This window comes from Embleya sp. NBC_00888 (assembly GCF_045207655.1).
In the GTDB taxonomy this organism is placed as follows: Bacteria; Actinomycetota; Actinomycetes; order Streptomycetales; family Streptomycetaceae; genus Embleya.
The window spans coordinates 3,466,454-3,484,335 of record NZ_CP108784.1; the positions used below are offsets into that span (position 1 = coordinate 3,466,454).

The window sequence follows — 17,882 nt, forward strand, 5'->3', positions numbered from 1 at the left end:
CGGGAACCACACAGTGGACGCGTAGCAACTGAGGACAAGTCCTCGGCCTATTAGTACCGGTCAGCTCCACCCCTTACAGGGCTTCCACACCCGGCCTATCAACCCGATCGTCTCTCGGGGGCCTTACCCAACCGAAGTTGGTGGGAGTCCTCATCTCGAAGCAAGCTTCCCGCTTAGATGCTTTCAGCGGTTATCCCTCCCGAACGTAGCCAACCAGCCATGCCCTTGGCAGAACAACTGGCACACCAGAGGTTCGTCCGTCCCGGTCCTCTCGTACTAGGGACAGCCCTTCTCAAGACTCCTACGCGCACAGCGGATAGGGACCGAACTGTCTCACGACGTTCTAAACCCAGCTCGCGTACCGCTTTAATGGGCGAACAGCCCAACCCTTGGGACCTACTCCAGCCCCAGGATGCGACGAGCCGACATCGAGGTGCCAAACCATCCCGTCGATATGGACTCTTGGGGAAGATCAGCCTGTTATCCCCGGGGTACCTTTTATCCGTTGAGCGACGGCGCTTCCACAAGCCACCGCCGGATCACTAGTCCCTGCTTTCGCACCTGCTCGACCTGTCGGTCTCACAGTCAAGCTCCCTTGTGCACTTACACTCGACACCTGATTGCCAACCAGGATGAGGGAACCTTTGGGCGCCTCCGTTACCCTTTAGGAGGCAACCGCCCCAGTTAAACTACCCATCAGACACTGTCCCTGATCCGGATCACGGACCCAGGTTAGACATCCAGCACGACCAGAGTGGTATTTCAACGACGACTCCACGAACACTGGCGTGTCCGCTTCAAAGTCTCCCACCTATCCTACACAAGCCGAACCGAACACCAATATCAAACTATAGTAAAGGTCCCGGGGTCTTTCCGTCCTGCTGCGCGAAACGAGCATCTTTACTCGTAGTGCAATTTCACCGGGCCTGTGGTTGAGACAGTCGAGAAGTCGTTACGCCATTCGTGCAGGTCGGAACTTACCCGACAAGGAATTTCGCTACCTTAGGATGGTTATAGTTACCACCGCCGTTTACTGGCGCTTAAGTTCTCAGCCTCGCCCCGAAGAGCTAACCGGTCCCCTTAACGTTCCAGCACCGGGCAGGCGTCAGTCCGTATACATCGTCTTACGACTTCGCACGGACCTGTGTTTTTAGTAAACAGTCGCTTCTCGCTGGTCTCTGCGGCCACCACCAGCTCGGAGAGCAAGTCTCCTCACCAACAATGGCCCCCCTTCTCCCGAAGTTACGGGGGCATTTTGCCGAGTTCCTTAACCACAGTTCACCCGAACGCCTTAGTATTCTCTACCTGACCACCTGAGTCGGTTTGGGGTACGGGCCGCCACGACACTCGCTAGAGGCTTTTCTCGGCAGCATAGGATCATCCACTTCCCCACAATCGGGTCGGCATCAGGTCTCAGGCTCGTGTTGTGCGGATTTGCCTACACAACGCCCTACACCCTTACCCCGGGACTACCACCGCCCGGGCTGGACTACCTTCCTGCGTCACCCCATCGCTCACCTACTACCCGATTGGTTCGGCGGCTCCACCAAAACCGTTCACCCGAAGGATCCCGGCGGCTTCACGGCCTTAACATCACGAGGTTCGGCGCTGGCGCATCGTAGCGGGTACGGGAATATCAACCCGTTGTCCATCGACTACGCCTGTCGGCCTCGCCTTAGGTCCCGACTTACCCTGGGCGGATTAGCCTGCCCCAGGAACCCTTGGTCATCCGGCGCACACGTTTCTCACGTGTGATTCGCTACTCATGCCTGCATTCTCACTCGTGCAGCGTCCACCGCTGGTTTCCACCGCGACTTCACTCGCTGCACGACGCTCCCCTACCCATCCGTACGCCTGAACCACGAAGGCTTGGCTACATGTACGAATGACACGACTTCGGCGGTGCGCTTGAGCCCCGCTACATTATCGGCGCGGAATCACTTGACCAGTGAGCTATTACGCACTCTTTCAAGGGTGGCTGCTTCTAAGCCAACCTCCTGGTTGTCTCTGCGACTCCACATCCTTTCCCACTTAGCGCACGCTTGGGGGCCTTAGTCGGTGCTCTGGGCTGTTTCCCTCTCGACCACGGAGCTTATCCCCCGCAGTCTCACTGCCGCGCTCTCACTTACCGGCATTCGGAGTTTGGCTTATCTCAGTAACCTGGTGAGGCCCATCAACAATCCAGTGCTCTACCTCCGGCAAGAAACACACGACGCTGCACCTAAATGCATTTCGGGGAGAACCAGCTATCACGGAGTTTGATTGGCCTTTCACCCCTAACCACAGGTCATCCCCCAGGTTTTCAACCCTGGTGGGTTCGGGCCTCCACACGGTCTTACCCGCGCTTCACCCTGCCCATGGCTAGATCACTCCGCTTCGGGTCTTGGGCGCGCGACTCAATCGCCCTGTTCGGACTCGCTTTCGCTACGGCTACCCCACACGGGTTAACCTCGCCACACACCGCAAACTCGCAGGCTCATTCTTCAAAAGGCACGCAGTCACGACCACCCACGACTAAACGCGGATGGCGACGCTCCCACGGCTTGTAGGCACACGGTTTCAGGTACTATTTCACTCCCCTCCCGGGGTACTTTTCACCTTTCCCTCACGGTACTAGTCCGCTATCGGTCACCAGGGAATATTTAGGCTTAGCGGGTGGTCCCGCCGGATTCACACGGGATTTCTCGGGCCCCGTGCTACTTGGGAAATGCGCAAGCAAGCCGCACATGTTTCGTCTACGGGGGTCTTACCCTCTACGCCGGACCTTTCGCATGTCCTTCGACTACATGTACGGTTTCTGACTCGCCGACCGGCCGGCAGACCGATCAAGCACACTCCCACGACCCCGATCACGCAACCCCTGCCGGGTATCACACGTGACCGGTTTAGCCTCATCCGATTTCGCTCGCCACTACTCTCGGAATCACGGTTGTTTTCTCTTCCTGCGGGTACTGAGATGTTTCACTTCCCCGCGTTCCCTCCACACACCCTATATATTCAGGTGCGGGTGACAGCCCATGACGACTGCCGGGTTTCCCCATTCGGACACCCCCGGATCACAGCTCGGTTGACAGCTCCCCGGGGCCTATCGCGGCCTCCCACGTCCTTCATCGGTTCCTGGTACCTAGGCATCCACCGTGCGCCCTTAACAACTTGGCCACAGATGCTCGCGTCCACTGTGCAGTTCTCAAACAACAACCGATTCCCACGAACATTCAGGCCACGCCTACCAATCTTGCGACTGGCGGTTCGACAACCGTCCGAGGATCGGAACCTACCCGAGACAACAGACCAGCCCCAACAGCCAACAGGCTGTGGGGCCGGGCCCGTTCCCTCAGGACCCAACAACGTGCCCGGCGGAAGCCTCCGACCGACCCGCGCTTTCCACGCCCCGAAGAGCAGTACTCACGAAGATCTTTGAAAGATCCCACCGAATAGTCAACGTTCCACCCATGAGCAACCCCTTCGATACATGCGATCGAAGCGGGCTATGTGCTCCTTAGAAAGGAGGTGATCCAGCCGCACCTTCCGGTACGGCTACCTTGTTACGACTTCGTCCCAATCGCTGGTCCCACCTTCGACGGCTCCCCCTCTTGCGAGTTGGGCCACCGGCTTCGGGTGTTACCGACTTTCGTGACGTGACGGGCGGTGTGTACAAGGCCCGGGAACGTATTCACCGCAGCAATGCTGATCTGCGATTACTAGAGACTCCGACTTCACGGGGTCGAGTTGCAGACCCCGATCCGAACTGAGACCGGCTTTTTGAGATTCGCTCCACCTCGCGGTATCGCAGCTCATTGTACCGGCCATTGTAGCACGTGTGCAGCCCAAGACATAAGGGGCATGATGACTTGACGTCGTCCCCACCTTCCTCCGAGTTGACCCCGGCAGTCTCCTGTGAGTCCCCATCACCCCGAAGGGCATGCTGGCAACACAGAACGAGGGTTGCGCTCGTTGCGGGACTTAACCCAACATCTCACGACACGAGCTGACGACAGCCATGCACCACCTGTACACCGACCAAAAGGGGCACCTGTCTCCAGATGTTTCCGGTGTATGTCAAGCCTTGGTAAGGTTCTTCGCGTTGCGTCGAATTAAGCCACATGCTCCGCCTCTTGTGCGGGCCCCCGTCAATTCCTTTGAGTTTTAGCCTTGCGGCCGTACTCCCCAGGCGGGGAACTTAATGCGTTAGCTGCGGCACGGACGACGTGGAATGTCGCCCACACCTAGTTCCCAACGTTTACGGCGTGGACTACCAGGGTATCTAATCCTGTTCGCTCCCCACGCTTTCGCTCCTCAGCGTCAGTATCGGCCCAGAGACCCGCCTTCGCCACCGGTGTTCCTCCTGATATCTGCGCATTTCACCGCTACACCAGGAATTCCAGTCTCCCCTGCCGAACTCTAGCCTGCCCGTATCGAATGCAGGCTCGGGGTTAAGCCCCGAGTTTTCACATCCGACGCGACAGGCCGCCTACGAGCTCTTTACGCCCAATAATTCCGGACAACGCTCGCACCCTACGTATTACCGCGGCTGCTGGCACGTAGTTAGCCGGTGCTTCTTCTGCAGGTACCGTCACTTTCGCTTCTTCCCTGCTGAAAGAGGTTTACAACCCGAAGGCCGTCATCCCTCACGCGGCGTCGCTGCGTCAGGCTTTCGCCCATTGCGCAATATTCCCCACTGCTGCCTCCCGTAGGAGTCTGGGCCGTGTCTCAGTCCCAGTGTGGCCGGTCGCCCTCTCAGGCCGGCTACCCGTCGTCGCCTTGGTAGGCCACTACCCCACCAACAAGCTGATAGGCCGCGGGCCCATCCTGCACCGCCGGAACTTTCAACCCCCCACCATGCGGAGGAGGATGTTATCCGGTATTAGCTCCGGTTTCCCGAAGTTATCCCAGAGTGCAGGGCAGGTTGCCCACGTGTTACTCACCCGTTCGCCACTCATCCACCCCGAAGGGCTTCAGCGTTCGACTTGCATGTGTTAAGCACGCCGCCAGCGTTCGTCCTGAGCCAGGATCAAACTCTCCATTGATGTTCACCGGTAATCCGGTGGAACACAATAAGTGAGCGGCGACTCTCCCGAAGGAATAGTTCGGGTATGTCGCCGGCGTCCTTGCTGTGACCTGGGCCCACTGACGGAACCCAGGATTTTCTTCAAAGGAACCACCAACACTCTCCACACACCGCCATGTGACGGGGCTTCAAGCGCCGGGGGTGTTTCTTTGGCGTTGACTTTTGGCACGCTGTTGAGTTCTCAAGGAACGGACGCTTCCTTCGGTGCGGAGTCAACCGCGCCCTCCGGGCGTTTAACGTTCAAGATGTTTCAGTTTTTCGTTTTCCGTGTTTCGCTTTCGCGTTTCCAGCTTAGCACACCGTTTCGGCGGCTTCGCTTTCCTCGCTTTCGGCTTCCATCGCGTTTCCGCGTTTTCCGCCTCCCGGACTCTAGCAGATCTTCCGACCCGCTTTTCGTCCGTTGCTTTCGGCCTTCGAAACTTTCGTTTCCCCGGCTTCCGGCTCTTCGAGCTTAGCAGATTCGGTAACCCGTTTCCGCCGTGCTCCGGCCGATTGGAAATTCCAAAACCACATGCACAAGAACAGCAAATAGCCGAACCCGTCGCGAATGAACGCGACCGATGATCGAGAAATTCGATGGTGATGCTGCGGCAGGAGTGCGGTCCTTGACGGACGCCCCGCTCGGCTCTGGCAGAGACTACCAGACTGTCGCGCCGTTGAACAACGTCGCGACAACCCTTCGAATCTACGTGTGCGATCGGTGGGCTGTCAAGATCACCTCTTCAGGCGACCATCGGCAGTTCGTCCGCGACGTCCGAGGATGCCACATCCCCCCGCTCTCCGGCGAATTCGGCCCGGCGACCAAGGATCAGCACGTACCCGAGGAACAACGACTCCGCTGCCACGCCGATCGCGATGCGGCCCCAGGTCGGTAGGCCGGACGGGGTCACGAAGGCTTCGATGACGCCGGATACGACCAGGACCAGGGCCAGTCCGACAGCCATACCCAAGGCGATCCGGCCCTCCTCGGCGATCGCCCTGGCTCTGCTGCGCGGGCCCGGGTCGATCACCGTCCACCCCAGGCGCAGGCCCACGCCGGCCGCGATGAACACCGCGGTGAGTTCGAGCAGGCCGTGCGGTGTGATCAGGCCGAAGAACACGTCCAGTCGACCCGCGTCGGCCATCAGACCCGCCGAGACACCGACGTTCATCGCGTTGCTGAAGACGATGAACAGCACCGGCAGGCCCAGCAGGATGCCCAGCGCCAGGCAGCCGGCCGTCACCCACGCGTTGTTCGTGGCCACCTGCGCGGCGAAGGAACTCGCGGGCGCGCTCGAGTAGTAGGTCTCGAAGTCGCCGCCCGGGCGAGTCATCTCCCGGATGTCCTCCGGCGCGCCCACCGCGTCGCGTACCGCCGGATCGTGGGCGACCCATGCGGCGATGATCGAGGCCAGTGCGAGGAACACCATCGCCGTCACGCCCCACCAACGGCGACTGCGGTAGACCGCGACCGGGAATCGAACGGTCAGGAAGAGCATCGCGTCCCGCCAGGCCGGCGTGCGGGGTGCGGTGACCGCCGAGCGGGCCCGCGCGGTCAGCGTGGAGAGTCGGCCGACCAGCATCGGGTCGGGCGCGGCGGAGCGGATCGTCGACAGGTGGGTGGCCGTGCGGCGGTACAGCGTGACCAGCTCGTCCACCTCGGGTCCCGACAAGCGCCGTCGGCGGCGGGTGAGTTGTTCCAGGCGTTCCCACTCGTGGCGGTGTACCGCGACGAACACGTCGACATCCATACGGTGCATCCTCTCTGGGAGCGACATCGACGCACACACTGGAGGTGGACGTGTCCGAGCTCGTCACGGGAGAAGCGGTCGCGCTCGACCTGCGCCCCGCGCGGTTGCCCAGCCGGGCACTCGCGATGGTGATCGACCTGGCCGCGCAGTTCGCGCTGCTCTTGCTGACGGTCTGGCTGGTGTCGCTGGCGGTTCCGGACGCGGACGAGGCGCTCGCGGCGGCGTTGTCGTTGTCGATCCTGGTGCTGGTCCTGATCGGCTGGCCGGTGGCGTGGGAGACCGCGACGCACGGGCGCTCGCTCGGGAAGATCGCGCTCGGGCTTCGGGTGGTTCGCGACGACGGCGGGCCGGTCCGGTTCCGGCAGGCATTGGTGCGCGCGTTGCTCGGGTTCTTCGTGGACTTCTGGACCACGATCGGATGCGGCGCGGTGTTCTCGTCGCTGGCCTCGAAGAACGGCAGGCGCCTCGGGGACATGGCGGCCGGGACGTTCGTGGTGCGGGAGCGCACCCCGGGTGCTCGGCAGCTTCCGCTGCCGCTGCATCCGGCCGCCGCGGCGTGGGCGGCCGGGATCGAGCTGTCCGGGTTGACCGACGAGCTCGCGTTGGCGATTCGGCAGTACCTGTCGCGGCGCGGTGAGCTCGATCCGGCGATAGAGGCGTCGCTGGGCGAGCGGCTGATGGTGGACACCGCGAACCGGATCGGGATGGGGCCGCCGCCCGGAATGCATCCGGTGGTCTTTCTCGCCGCCGTGCTCGCCGAGCGCCAGCGCCGGGACTGGGAGCGGTACACGGCCGCCCGACACGGATACGCCCCCACCACCCCTCCTCCCTCGGGATCGGAATCGGGATCGGGATGGGGCTCGACACCGGGACCGGGACCGACGCGGACCCCGGCCTGGGTGCCGCCTCCCCCTCCGGCGCCCCAGTCCGCTCCCACACCGCCACCGCCGTCCCCGCCGGCCCCGCCCATCGAGCCCGCCCAGCCCACCGAACCGGTCCAGCCCACCGAGCCCACCCGCCGCAAGGATCCCGGCTTCACCCCGCCGTCGTGATCCGGCGGTTCGGCGGTGTGTCGAGGGTTTCCAGTTCGATGCCGGGGGCGGCGAGCACCACGTCGCCGCTCAGGTGCACGATCGCGCGGTCGCCGGTGGCCAGGTCGTCCACCTCGTAGCGTTCGACGATCAGGCCGTCGTGGGTCTCCACCGCCGCCAGCGTCCAGGACTGGTCCACCGTGTGAGCGGCCAGCACCGGTTCGGTCAGCGCGATAAGGCGCAGCCGGGCGGTGCCGCCGGGGGCCAGGTTCAGCAGGGTCGCGGTGGCGATCAGGAAGGCCGGTGAGCGGCCGGTGAAGCCGGCGGCCTTCGCCTCGGCCTCGGTCGCGGGCACGTCCAGGGTCGGGTCCGCCGCGGCGCGCAGCCACACCACGCCGGCGGCGCCGTCCACGACCGTCGCGCCGCCGCGGACCCGCCAGCCGCCGGCGAGCGCCTCCAGGCGCAGCGGTCGGCCCCGAGCGTCGAGGGTCAGGTCGATGCCGCTTCCGGTGTAGCGCCAGCCGATCGGGCCGGGGGCGCAGGAGAAGCGTTCCGTGCCGAGGGGGGCGCCGTCGTGCGGGTCGTGGAAGGAGTAGGTGCCTGAGGGCATGCGCGGACCCTACGACACGGTGGGTTCGCCGGCGGCCACCACGCGGGTGAGCAGGGCGAGGAAGCCGGCTCGTTCGGCGGGGTCGAGCGGGGCGAGGAGTTCGTCCATCGCGGCGTCCACGAGCGGTTCCTGCCGGGCCAGGCGCTGTTCGCCGGCGTCGGTGGTGGTGATCGCGTTCTTGCGCCGGTCGCGTGGGTCGGGGGTACGGGTGACCAGGCCGTCGGCCTGGAGGGTGTTCAGGATCGCGACCATGTCCTTGGGATCGATGGCCACCGTGCGGGCGAGTTCGGCTTGGGCGACCGGGCCGTACTCCTGGACCGCGATCAGCACCAGGTGATGCAGCATCGGCATGCCGTCGCCGGCCAGCGCCCCGCGGACCAGTCCACGGCCGTGCGCCGCGGCGCGGCCGAGCAGCCAGCTCGGCAGGACGCGGATCCGGGCGGGGGCGGGCAGCTTGTCGACCATGGGCGCAGCCTACCCGGGAATCATTGGACTTTCCCACGATCAGTCGAATATCGTTGGAGTTCCCCATGATTTCTGGAGGTGTGTGTGCGTCGCGTTCGCTATTACGAGTACGGCGGTCCCGAGGTGTTGCGCGTGGAGGAGGCCGAGGCGCCCGAGCCGGGGTCGGGCGAATTGCTGATCCGTACCGAGGCGATCGGGGTGAGCCTGCCGAGCGTGCGGAAGGTGCGCGAGGGCGGGCTGCCGCTGCCGGGGGTGTTCGGTGGGGACGTGGCCGGCGAGGTGGCCGCGGTCGGACCGGACGTCACCGGGTACGCGGTCGGGGATCGGGTGGTCGCGATCTCGTTCACGAACGCGTACGCCGACCTGGCGCTCGCGCCGACCTTCACCGCGTCGCTCATCCCGGCCGCCGCGAGCGCCGTGGACGCGGTCGCGCTGGTGCGTGGCGGGCAGGTCGCGCTCGGCGCGCTGGCCTCGGCCGGCTCGGTCGAGGGGAAGTCCGTACTGGTCACCGGTGCCGCGAGCGGGGCCGGTCACCTGGCCGTGCAACTGGCCCGCACGCGCGGCGCTCGCCGTGTGGTGGCGGCCGTCGGCTCGCTCGACAAGGCCGACTTCCTGCGCGGCTCGGGGGTCGACGACGTGGTGCGCTACGACGCCGAGTCCTGGGGCGAGCCGGTCGACGTCGTCCTGGACGGCGTCGGTGGTGACGTGTTGCCGCGCGCGGTGGCCGCGCTCGCGCCGTTCGGGCGGCTGGTGTTCTTCAACTCCGGCGGCGGGACGGTGCCCGCGTGGGAACTGCTCGCGGGCGCGCGGACGATCACCGGGATGTCGATGGCCCGGTTCTCCACCGCGTTCCCGGACTTGTACGAGCGGCATCGGCGGGAGTTGTGGGACCTGGCACTGTCGAGCCGACTCCGGGTCGCGGTGCACGAGACGTTCGCGCTCACGGACGCGGCGAAGGCGCACGCGGTGATCGAGGCGCGCGCCAACCTCGGCAAGGTCGTATTGCGGCCGTAGACGGAGCCGGTCACGAGCCGGTCACTCGGCCGGCCCGCTCACCCGGTCAGCCCGCGCACTGCGCGAGCATCGCCTGCTTGTCCGCGTCGGTCACCGGCAGGTCGTACTTGATCGAGACCTGCGCGTAGCGGACCACGTACGAGCAGCGCACCGCCTTGTTCGGCGGCAGCCACGTCGCCGGGCTCGAATCGCCCTTGCCACCGTTGATCGGGCCGTCCACCGCGAGCAGGTTGAGCGGGTCGTTGGCGAGTCGCCGGCGCTTGTCCGCGTCCCACTGCGCGGCGCCCATCTGCCAGGACGCGCTGAGCGGCACCACGTGGTCTATCTGCACCGCGGACGCCTTGGCCTTGGTGAACGCTATGTCCTTGCCGGAGTAGGGGTCGGACAGCGTCATGGTGGTCACGACACAACCCTTGGCGTCCTTCCATCGGGTCGCCAGGCCGTCCCGCTTGAGGATGTCGTCGCGCGTGTCGCAACTGTTCCGGCCGAACGGGACATCGGTGACGCTGTCGGTCCAGGCCGGCCCGTACTTCTCCCGGCCGTAACCGGTCTGCGGACCGCGGCCCTTGGTGTTCACCCGCTCGATCAGCGCCCGGGCCCGGGTCAGGTCGGCGGACGAAGTCAGCGGCGCCAGGCCCGGCTTGACGCCTTGCTCGTTCTCCAACGGGTTCGCCGCGGTGCTGCCGCCCGGGGCCTGCTCCGGCGCCGAGGCGGCCGTGGCGGAGTCGGCGCCCGCGGCGGATTCGGCCGTGGAGTCGTCGCCCTGGCAGGCGGTCAGCGTGACCGCGACGAGCAGGATGGATATGTACGTCCGCCGTTGCATGCGACCGCCCCCCGAGGGATGTCGTGTGTCGTTGGTCGATGGCTACCCGCAACAGGCCGGGCGGCGCACGATCCGTGCGCCGCCCGGCCTGGCAGGGTCGATCCGAGTCTTCGGCATCGGCGATCGACGGCGATGCGTCGACCACCGACGGCCGATGTCAGTAGCGGTAGGCGTCCGTCTTGTACGGGCCCTCGACCTTGACGCCGATGTAGGCGGCCTGCTCCTCGGTGAGCGTGGTGAGCTTGACGCCCAGCGCGTCCAGGTGCAGCCGCGCGACCTTCTCGTCCAGGTGCTTGGGCAGCACGTAGACGCCGACCGGGTACTCCTCGGGCTTGGTGAACAGCTCGATCTGCGCGATGGTCTGGTTCGCGAAGCTGTTGGACATCACGAAGCTCGGGTGACCGGTCGCGTTGCCCAGGTTGAGCAGCCGGCCCTCGGACAGCACGATCAGCGTCTTGCCGTCGGGGAAGGTCCAGGTGTGCACCTGCGGCTTGACCTCGTCCTTGACGATGCCCGGGATCTTGGCCAGACCGGCCATGTCGATCTCGTTGTCGAAGTGGCCGATGTTGCCGACGATCGCCTGGTGCTTCATCCGCTGCATGTCGGACGCCATGATGATGTTGAAGTTGCCGGTGGTGGTGACGAAGATGTCACCGATCTCGACGACCTCGTCCAGCGTGGTGACCTGGTATCCGTCCATCGCCGCCTGGAGCGCGCAGATCGGGTCGACCTCGGTGACGATCACCCGGGCGCCCTGGCCGCGCAGCGACTCGGCGGAACCCTTGCCGACGTCGCCGTAGCCGCACACGACCGCGACCTTGCCGCCGATCAGCACGTCGGTGGCCCGGTTGATGCCGTCGATCAGCGAGTGGCGCACGCCGTACTTGTTGTCGAACTTGCTCTTGGTGACCGAGTCGTTGACGTTGATCGCCGGGAAGAGCAGCGAACCGGCCTGGAACATCTCGTACAGGCGGTGCACGCCGGTGGTGGTCTCCTCGGTGACGCCCTTGATGCCGGGAGCCATCGCGGACCACTTGCCGGGGTTCTCCGCGAAGGTCGCGCGCAGCAGCGCCAGGAAGACCGTGTACTCCTCGGAGTCGGCGTCGGTCGCGTCCGGGACGGCGCCCGCCTTCTCGAATTCGACGCCCTTGTGCACGAGCATCGTGGCGTCGCCGCCGTCGTCCAGGATCATGTTCGGGCCGTCATGGCCCGGCCAGTTCAGCGCCTGCTCGGTGCACCACCAGTACTCCTCCAGCGTCTCGCCCTTCCAGGCGTAGACCGGTACGCCGCGCGGGTCCTCGGGTGTGCCCTCGGGGCCCACCGCGATGGCCGCGGCGGCGTGGTCCTGGGTGGAGTAGATGTTGCAGGACACCCAGCGCACCTCGGCGCCGAGCGCGACGAGCGTCTCGATCAGCACGGCGGTCTGCACGGTCATGTGCAGCGAGCCCATGATCCGGGCGCCGGCCAGCGGCAGCGACGCGGCGAACTCGCGACGGATCGACATCAAGCCGGGCATCTCGTGCTCGGCGAGGGTGATCTCCTTGCGACCGAACGCGGCGAGGGAGAGGTCGGCAACCTTGAAGTCGCCGTCGAGCTGCGAAGCCATGTTTTGGATCCTCTGCGGAGGGGGTGGATGGGACTGGAGACACACCGGTGCCGCGGGCGCCGATGCCGTGCCATCCAGTCGGACACTTCTGTGCCTACGGGTCGCGGACCCGACCGCCCTCTGCAGCGACTGTCGTTGTGCGCCAACGACGTTAACACCTCAGTCGCCGCTCACGTGCGGTCCCTTGCCGCCCGGCGTGGCCTCGGGGTCCGCGCCGCGCACGGCCTCCTCGGCGCGGTAGATGTCCGGCTCGAGGTAGATCACCCGGGCGATCGGTACGGCCGCGCGGATGCGCTCCTCGGCGGCGTCGATGGCCCGGGCCACCTCGGCCGCGGTCTCGTCGTGGCGGACCGCGATCTTCGCGGCGACCAGCAGCTCCTCCGGGCCCAGGTGCAGCGTGCGCATGTGGATGAGCCGCTCGACGTCGGGGCCGGCCACGATGGCCGCCTCGATCTCCCGGACCGTCTCCACACCGGCCGCCTCGCCCAGCAGCAGGCTGCGGGTCTCCATGGCGAGCACGATGGCGATCAGCACCAGCAGGATGCCGATGCACAGCGTGCCGATCCCGTCCCAGACACCTTCGCCGGTGGCCACCGCGAGGCTGACCCCGCCCAGCGCCAGTATCAGGCCGATCAGCGCGCCGAAGTCCTCCAGGAGCACGATCGGCAACTCGGGCGACTTGGCCCGGCGGATGAACTGCGGCCAGGTCAGCGCGCCTCGGTGCAGGTTGGACTCCTGGATCGCGGTGCGGAACGAGAAGCTCTCCAAAATGATCGAGAAGACCAGTACGCCGACCGCCCAGTACCAGCTCTTCAGCTCGTGCGGGTGGGCGATCTTCTCGTAGCCCTCGTAGATCGCGAACATGCCGCCGACCGAGAACAGCACGATCGAGACGAGGAAGCCGTAGATGTAGCGCTCGCGGCCGTAGCCGAAGGGATGTTCGGGCGTGGCGTCGCGTTGCGAGCGTTTGCCGCCGACCAGGAGCAGGATCTGGTTGCCCGAGTCGGCGAGCGAGTGCACGCCCTCGGCCAGCATCGACGAGGATCGGGTGAAGGCGAAGGCCACGAACTTGCCCACCGCGATCCCCAGGTTGGCCGCCAGTGCCGCGACGACCGCCTTGGTTCCGCCACCCGCGCTCATAGGTCGACTCCCACCCGTTGGTTGACCACTGTCGTCATCGCCGGTCACTGTCGTCGTCGGCCGCCTGCCGCCGTTCGTCGGCGATCAGTGTGCCATCGGCCACCCGCCTACCCCGGGATGCTTGCGATATCGGTATCCGGCGTCGATCGGCCGGCGGGACTCGTCTCGGCGCGCGCGGCTCGGTCGATGCGCGGCTCGATCCGTCGGCGCGGCTCGATCCGTCGGCGCGGGTCAATCGGTCGAGGCGGCTCGGGAGCACGGGACGGTGGCCCGGAAGACCAGGCCGTCGGCGCCGTCGACGGTGACCGCGACCCGGGGTTCACCCGCGCGGACGTAGATCGATTGGCCGCGCGCCAGGTCGAGCACCTCGCCGTCGGCGCCGGTGGCGGTCGCGGTGCCGCGCACGCACAGCAGGATCTGCGGGCCGGCGGTGTCCAGGAGGTAGGGCTCTCGGGTCCCGGTCGAGCGCAGGCGGGAGAGTCTGAAGTCGGCGACCGGGGTCGCGTAGACCTCCTCGGCCGGGTCGACCTCGGTCGGCTCGGGGCCCAGGATCTCCACCGGACCGGCCCGGAAGGCCATGATTCGCAGCAGTTCGCCGACGTCGATGTGCTTGTCGGTCAGCCCGCAGCGCAGCACGTTGTCCGAGTTGGCCAGGATCTCGACCACGACCCCGTGCAGGTAGGAGTGCGGCATGCCGGCCGCGAGGAAGACCGCCTCGCCCTCGCGCAGCCGGATGTGGTTGAGCAGCAGTGCCACCGCGACGCCGGGGTCGCCCGGGTGGCGTTCGGCCAGACCCGCGACCGCGGCGCAGGCCTCCGCGTACGGCGATCCGTTCGCGGCCAGTCGGCGGCAGGCCGCGGCGACCGCCTCCACCACGCCGGTGCGCAGCCGCGCGGGCAGCATCAACACGTGCGTGGTCGCCGCGCGCAGCGCCGCCTCCTCGTCCGGGTCACGCAACGCGCGGGCGAACGGCGCCAGTTCCGGAACGTCGAGGGCGTCGAGCAGCTTGAGCGTCTCGGCGATCTCGCGGTAGCCGACCAGACCCTCGAAGTCGCCGAGCGCGCAGATCATCTCCGGCTTGTGGCTGGAGTCGCGGTAGTTGCGGTGCGCGGCGTCGATCGGGACACCGCGCGCCTCCTCCTCGGCGTAGCCGTGCCGGGCCTGTATCGCGTCGGGGTGCACCTGGAGCGAGAGCGGCTCCTCCGCGGCCAGCACCTTGATCAGGAACGGCAGGCGCGGGCCGAACCGGGCCGCGGTGTCCGGGCCGAGTTCGCCGTCGGGGTCGGCGGCGATCAGCTCGACCAACGAGCGCGGCCCGCGGCCCCGGTCGACCTCGGAGGGCGCGCCCGGGTGGGCGCCCATCCACAGTTCGGCCTGCGGTTCGCCGGTGGGGGCGACGCCGAGCAGTTCGGGGATGGCCGTGAGCGAGCCCCACGCGTTGGCGCGGATCCGGTTGAGAAGGCGGTCCATGGCTAGCGGGGACCACCTTCGGTCCAGGAGAACAGCCCCGGTACGGCGGGGCCGACCCCGGTGCCGAGGGCCAGGTAGACGGCGGCGAAGTCGGTCACCGCGATCAGCTCCGCGAGTCGCTCGACGGGGCTGCCGCCGCGCGCGCCGACCTCGCCGACGGCGGAGCGGCCGAGCGCGGTCAGCGTGCGCTTGGCCCGGTCCAGTTGCGGCGCGGCGCCGGCGTCGTCGTGGTCGACCAGCAGCACCGGGTGCAGGCGCACCGACTCGGCCTCGTCCACCCGGTCGCGGAAGAAGTCGTCGGGGTCGCCGGCGTCGACCGAGCCGCCCGCGGCGAAGACCCGGTCCTGGTAGCGGCCCCCGGTGGGCAGCGCGCCGGACAGCGCGGGGGTGGCCGCGACGCCCACGCACATCGTCGCGAAGCGCTCGGCGGCCACGCCCGCGACGGTGCCGGCGCCCCAGATCACCGGGATGGTGCCGGCGATCGCGACGGCCAGGCCCTTGGCCGGGTTGAGGTAGGCGTCGGCTCCGGGCCGGCAGCGGTTGCTCACCTCGTCCAGCCGGTCGGCCGCCGCGTCCACGCCCGCCAGCCCCTCGCCGGGGGTGAACGCGCTCGCGCCGCACGCTCCGGTGATCGCCAGGAGTGCGGTGAACAGCGGCCAGAAGGCGGTCTGCGCGGCGAACGCGGTGTCGTCGGCGTAGCCGGCCGCGCCCACCGGCGTCGCGTCGACGGGCACCCGGACCACCACGCCGCGGGACTGCTGCACGGCGGCGTCCAGGGCCGATCCGGCGGGCGTGGCCGCGACCACCTGGCAGCCGCGCCGGTAGGCCTGGCCGGCGAGGTCGATCAACGCCGGCTCGTCGCCTCGACCGGCCAACAACACGAGGTCCATCGGACCGGCCCACCCGGGCAGCAGGCCGCCCGCGGCGAGCACCAGGGGCAGCGCCGCGTCCGCGCCGGTGACCGCGCGCAGCGCGTGCCCGAGCGGCCCGTACGCGGGCGCGGCCAGGATCACCGTGCGCGGGCGGTCCCGGGGCGAGATCGCGGCGGGCACGGCCTCGCGCGCGGCCTGCGCGGCCCGCCGTACCTGCGCCCCGGCACCGGCCAGGGCACGCAGCGTGTCCGCCGCGTCGGCCCGGGCGATGCCGTCCTGGTCGTCCAGCAGGCCCTCGTCGAGGATGTTCATGCCCGCGCGGTACCGGGCCGGCGAGCCTCGTCCACCAGCAGTACCGGGATGTCGTCGACGACGGGGTAGACCAGCCCGCACGTGGAGTTGTCGCACGCCAGCGCGGCGTCCCCGTCCTTGTGCAGCGAGGCGTGGCAGACCGGGCACGTCAGGATCGCCAGCTGCGACGGTTCCAGATTCACGACATCTCCACCTTTTCCGGCCGCTCGCGCCGATTCGTACATATCCGTCCCGATTCGGCGCGGCAGCCGTCCGATTGAACCCATCACATTACCGAGCCGACGCCTCAGCCCCGGACGAGTGCCAGTACCTCGTCGCGGATCGCGATCATGGTCGGCTCGTCGTCGGCCTCGACGTTCAGCCGCAGCAGGGGTTCGGTGTTGGACGCGCGCAGGTTGAACCACCACCGATCGGCCAGCACGGTCATCCCGTCCAGGTCGTCCACGCTCACGCCGGTCCGGCCCTCGAACGCGGCGCGCACCTTCGCGGTCGCGGCGGCCTGGTCGGCGACCTCGCTGTTGATCTCGCCGGAGGCCGGGTAGCGGTCGTACTCGCTCGCGAACGCCGACAGCGGCAACTTCTGGCCGCCGAGCGCGGCGAGCACGTGGATCGCGGCCAGCATGCCGGTGTCCGCACGCCAAAAGTCGCGGAAGTAGTAGTGCGCGGAGTGCTCGCCGCCGAAGATCGCGTTGGTCTGCGCCATCTCGCCCTTGATGAACGAGTGGCCCACCCGGGTTCGCACGGCCCGGCCGCCGGCCTCGGCGACGATCTCCGGAACGGCGCGCGAGGTGATCAGGTTGTGGATGACCACCGGCGCCTGCTCGCCGTTCGCCTTGGCCCGGGCGATCTCGCGGACCGCCACCAGCGCGGTGACCGCGGACGGCGAGACCGGGTCGCCGTTCTCGTCGACCACGAAGCAGCGGTCGGCGTCGCCGTCGAAGGCCAGGCCCAGGTCGGCGCCGCTCGCGCGGACCTCGGCCTGGAGGTCGACCAGGTTCTTCGGGTCCAGCGGGTTGGCCTCGTGGTTGGGGAAGGAGCCGTCCAGTTCGAAGTACAGCGGGACGATCTCCAGCGGCAGCCCGCTCGCGGCGCCGAGCACGGTGGGCACGGTGTGGCCGCCCATGCCGTTGCCCGCGTCCACGACCACCTTGAGCGGCCGGATGCCGGTCAGGTCGACCAAGCCGAGCAGATGCGCGGCGTAGTCGGCCAGCACATCGTGTTCGGTGATCGTGCCCGGCTCGCCGGCGTACTCGGGCACGCCCGCCTCGGCGAGCGCGCGGATGTCGGCGAGGCCGCTGTCCTGGCCGATCGGGGCGGCGCCCGCGCGGCACATCTTGATGCCGTTGTACTGCGCCGGGTTGTGGCTCGCGGTGAACATCGCGCCGGGAAGGTTCAGGCTGCCACTGGCGAAGTAGAGCTCGTCGGTGGAGGCCAGGCCGATCAGGGTCACGTCCGCGCCCTGGGCGGCGGCGCCGGCGGCGAACGCGCCGGAGAGCTCCGGCGAGGACGGGCGCATGTCCCAGCCGACCACGATCGCGTCGGCCTCGGTGACCCGCACGAAGGCCGCGCCCAGTGCCCGCGCGGTGTCGGCGTCCAGTTGGTCGGGGACCACGCCCCGCACGTCGTACGCCTTCACGATCTGGGAGAGGTCGCGCACCCGAAGACTCCACTCGCTTGGCCGCGGTCGCGATTCGCCGCGGTGTTGGCCGTTGACCGTCGATCCCTGCCCCGCGGACGACGC

General features: G+C 67.4%; 12 protein-coding genes and 2 rRNA genes. 2 read left to right on the forward strand and 12 right to left on the reverse strand.

Annotation, left to right across the window (positions count from 1 at the left end):
- Window positions 1-30 precede the first annotated feature (30 nt).
- From OG948_RS14200 to OG948_RS14210, 3 genes are all read right to left on the reverse strand, one after another.
- A 23S ribosomal RNA gene (locus tag OG948_RS14200) occupies window positions 31-3,159 on the reverse strand.
- A 344-nt stretch (window positions 3,160-3,503) separates the two neighbouring features.
- Window positions 3,504-5,027 (reverse strand): 16S ribosomal RNA (locus OG948_RS14205).
- The 16S and 23S rRNA genes sit together here, the layout of an rRNA operon.
- A gap of 763 nt (window positions 5,028-5,790) precedes the next feature.
- The gene (locus OG948_RS14210) at window positions 5,791-6,798 is read right to left on the reverse strand and encodes a stage II sporulation protein M (protein ID WP_406296721.1); all 1,008 of its coding nucleotides are present in this window, start codon (window positions 6,796-6,798) and stop codon (window positions 5,791-5,793) included.
- 50 nt (window positions 6,799-6,848) lie between these two features.
- Here OG948_RS14210 and OG948_RS14215 point away from each other — a divergent pair, with 50 nt between their 5' ends.
- Complete coding sequence (locus OG948_RS14215) at window positions 6,849-7,850, forward strand: RDD family protein (RefSeq protein ID WP_406296722.1); 1,002 nt, start codon at window positions 6,849-6,851, stop codon at window positions 7,848-7,850.
- Here the strand turns inward: OG948_RS14215 and OG948_RS14220 are convergent.
- Window positions 7,834-8,439: a hypothetical protein gene (locus OG948_RS14220; RefSeq protein ID WP_406296724.1), complete on the reverse strand. Its 606-nt coding sequence runs from the start codon at window positions 8,437-8,439 to the stop codon at window positions 7,834-7,836. The genes OG948_RS14215 and OG948_RS14220 overlap by 17 nt on opposite strands.
- 9 nt (window positions 8,440-8,448) lie before the next feature.
- The gene (locus OG948_RS14225) at window positions 8,449-8,904 is read right to left on the reverse strand and encodes a MarR family winged helix-turn-helix transcriptional regulator (protein WP_406296726.1); all 456 of its coding nucleotides are present in this window, start codon (window positions 8,902-8,904) and stop codon (window positions 8,449-8,451) included.
- An 84-nt stretch (window positions 8,905-8,988) separates the two neighbouring features.
- On the opposite strand from OG948_RS14225, the gene OG948_RS14230 reads away from it, so the two are divergent.
- The gene (locus OG948_RS14230) at window positions 8,989-9,918 is read left to right on the forward strand and encodes a zinc-binding alcohol dehydrogenase family protein (RefSeq protein ID WP_406296728.1); all 930 of its coding nucleotides are present in this window, start codon (window positions 8,989-8,991) and stop codon (window positions 9,916-9,918) included.
- Window positions 9,919-9,964: 46 nt separating this feature from the next.
- Here OG948_RS14230 and OG948_RS14235 read toward each other — a convergent pair whose 3' ends face one another.
- The 7 genes from OG948_RS14235 to OG948_RS14265 form a co-directional block, all read right to left on the reverse strand.
- Window positions 9,965-10,741 (reverse strand): HNH endonuclease family protein, encoded by a 777-nt coding sequence (locus tag OG948_RS14235; protein ID WP_406296730.1) that lies wholly within the window; start codon window positions 10,739-10,741, stop codon window positions 9,965-9,967.
- 157 nt (window positions 10,742-10,898) lie between these two features.
- Window positions 10,899-12,347: an adenosylhomocysteinase gene (gene ahcY, locus OG948_RS14240; RefSeq protein ID WP_406296732.1), complete on the reverse strand. Its 1,449-nt coding sequence runs from the start codon at window positions 12,345-12,347 to the stop codon at window positions 10,899-10,901.
- 159 nt (window positions 12,348-12,506) lie between these two features.
- Entirely contained in the window at window positions 12,507-13,487 is a 981-nt protein-coding gene (locus tag OG948_RS14245) for a cation diffusion facilitator family transporter (RefSeq protein WP_406296733.1), read from the reverse strand.
- A 231-nt stretch (window positions 13,488-13,718) separates the two neighbouring features.
- Window positions 13,719-14,957 carry a mannose-6-phosphate isomerase, class I gene (gene manA / locus OG948_RS14250; RefSeq protein WP_406296735.1) on the reverse strand — a complete coding sequence of 413 codons (1,239 nt, stop codon included), beginning with the start codon at window positions 14,955-14,957 and terminating at the stop codon, window positions 13,719-13,721.
- Between the two features lie 2 nt (window positions 14,958-14,959).
- Window positions 14,960-16,141 carry an SIS domain-containing protein gene (locus OG948_RS14255; RefSeq protein WP_406296737.1) on the reverse strand — a complete coding sequence of 394 codons (1,182 nt, stop codon included), beginning with the start codon at window positions 16,139-16,141 and terminating at the stop codon, window positions 14,960-14,962.
- Window positions 16,138-16,323 (reverse strand): Trm112 family protein, encoded by a 186-nt coding sequence (locus tag OG948_RS14260; RefSeq protein WP_395874503.1) that lies wholly within the window; start codon window positions 16,321-16,323, stop codon window positions 16,138-16,140. The genes OG948_RS14255 and OG948_RS14260 overlap by 4 nt, the downstream gene beginning before the upstream one ends.
- A gap of 104 nt (window positions 16,324-16,427) precedes the next feature.
- A complete protein-coding gene (locus OG948_RS14265; RefSeq protein WP_406296739.1) occupies window positions 16,428-17,798 on the reverse strand; it encodes a phosphomannomutase/phosphoglucomutase in 1,371 nt (456 codons plus the stop codon).
- Window positions 17,799-17,882 lie beyond the last annotated feature (84 nt).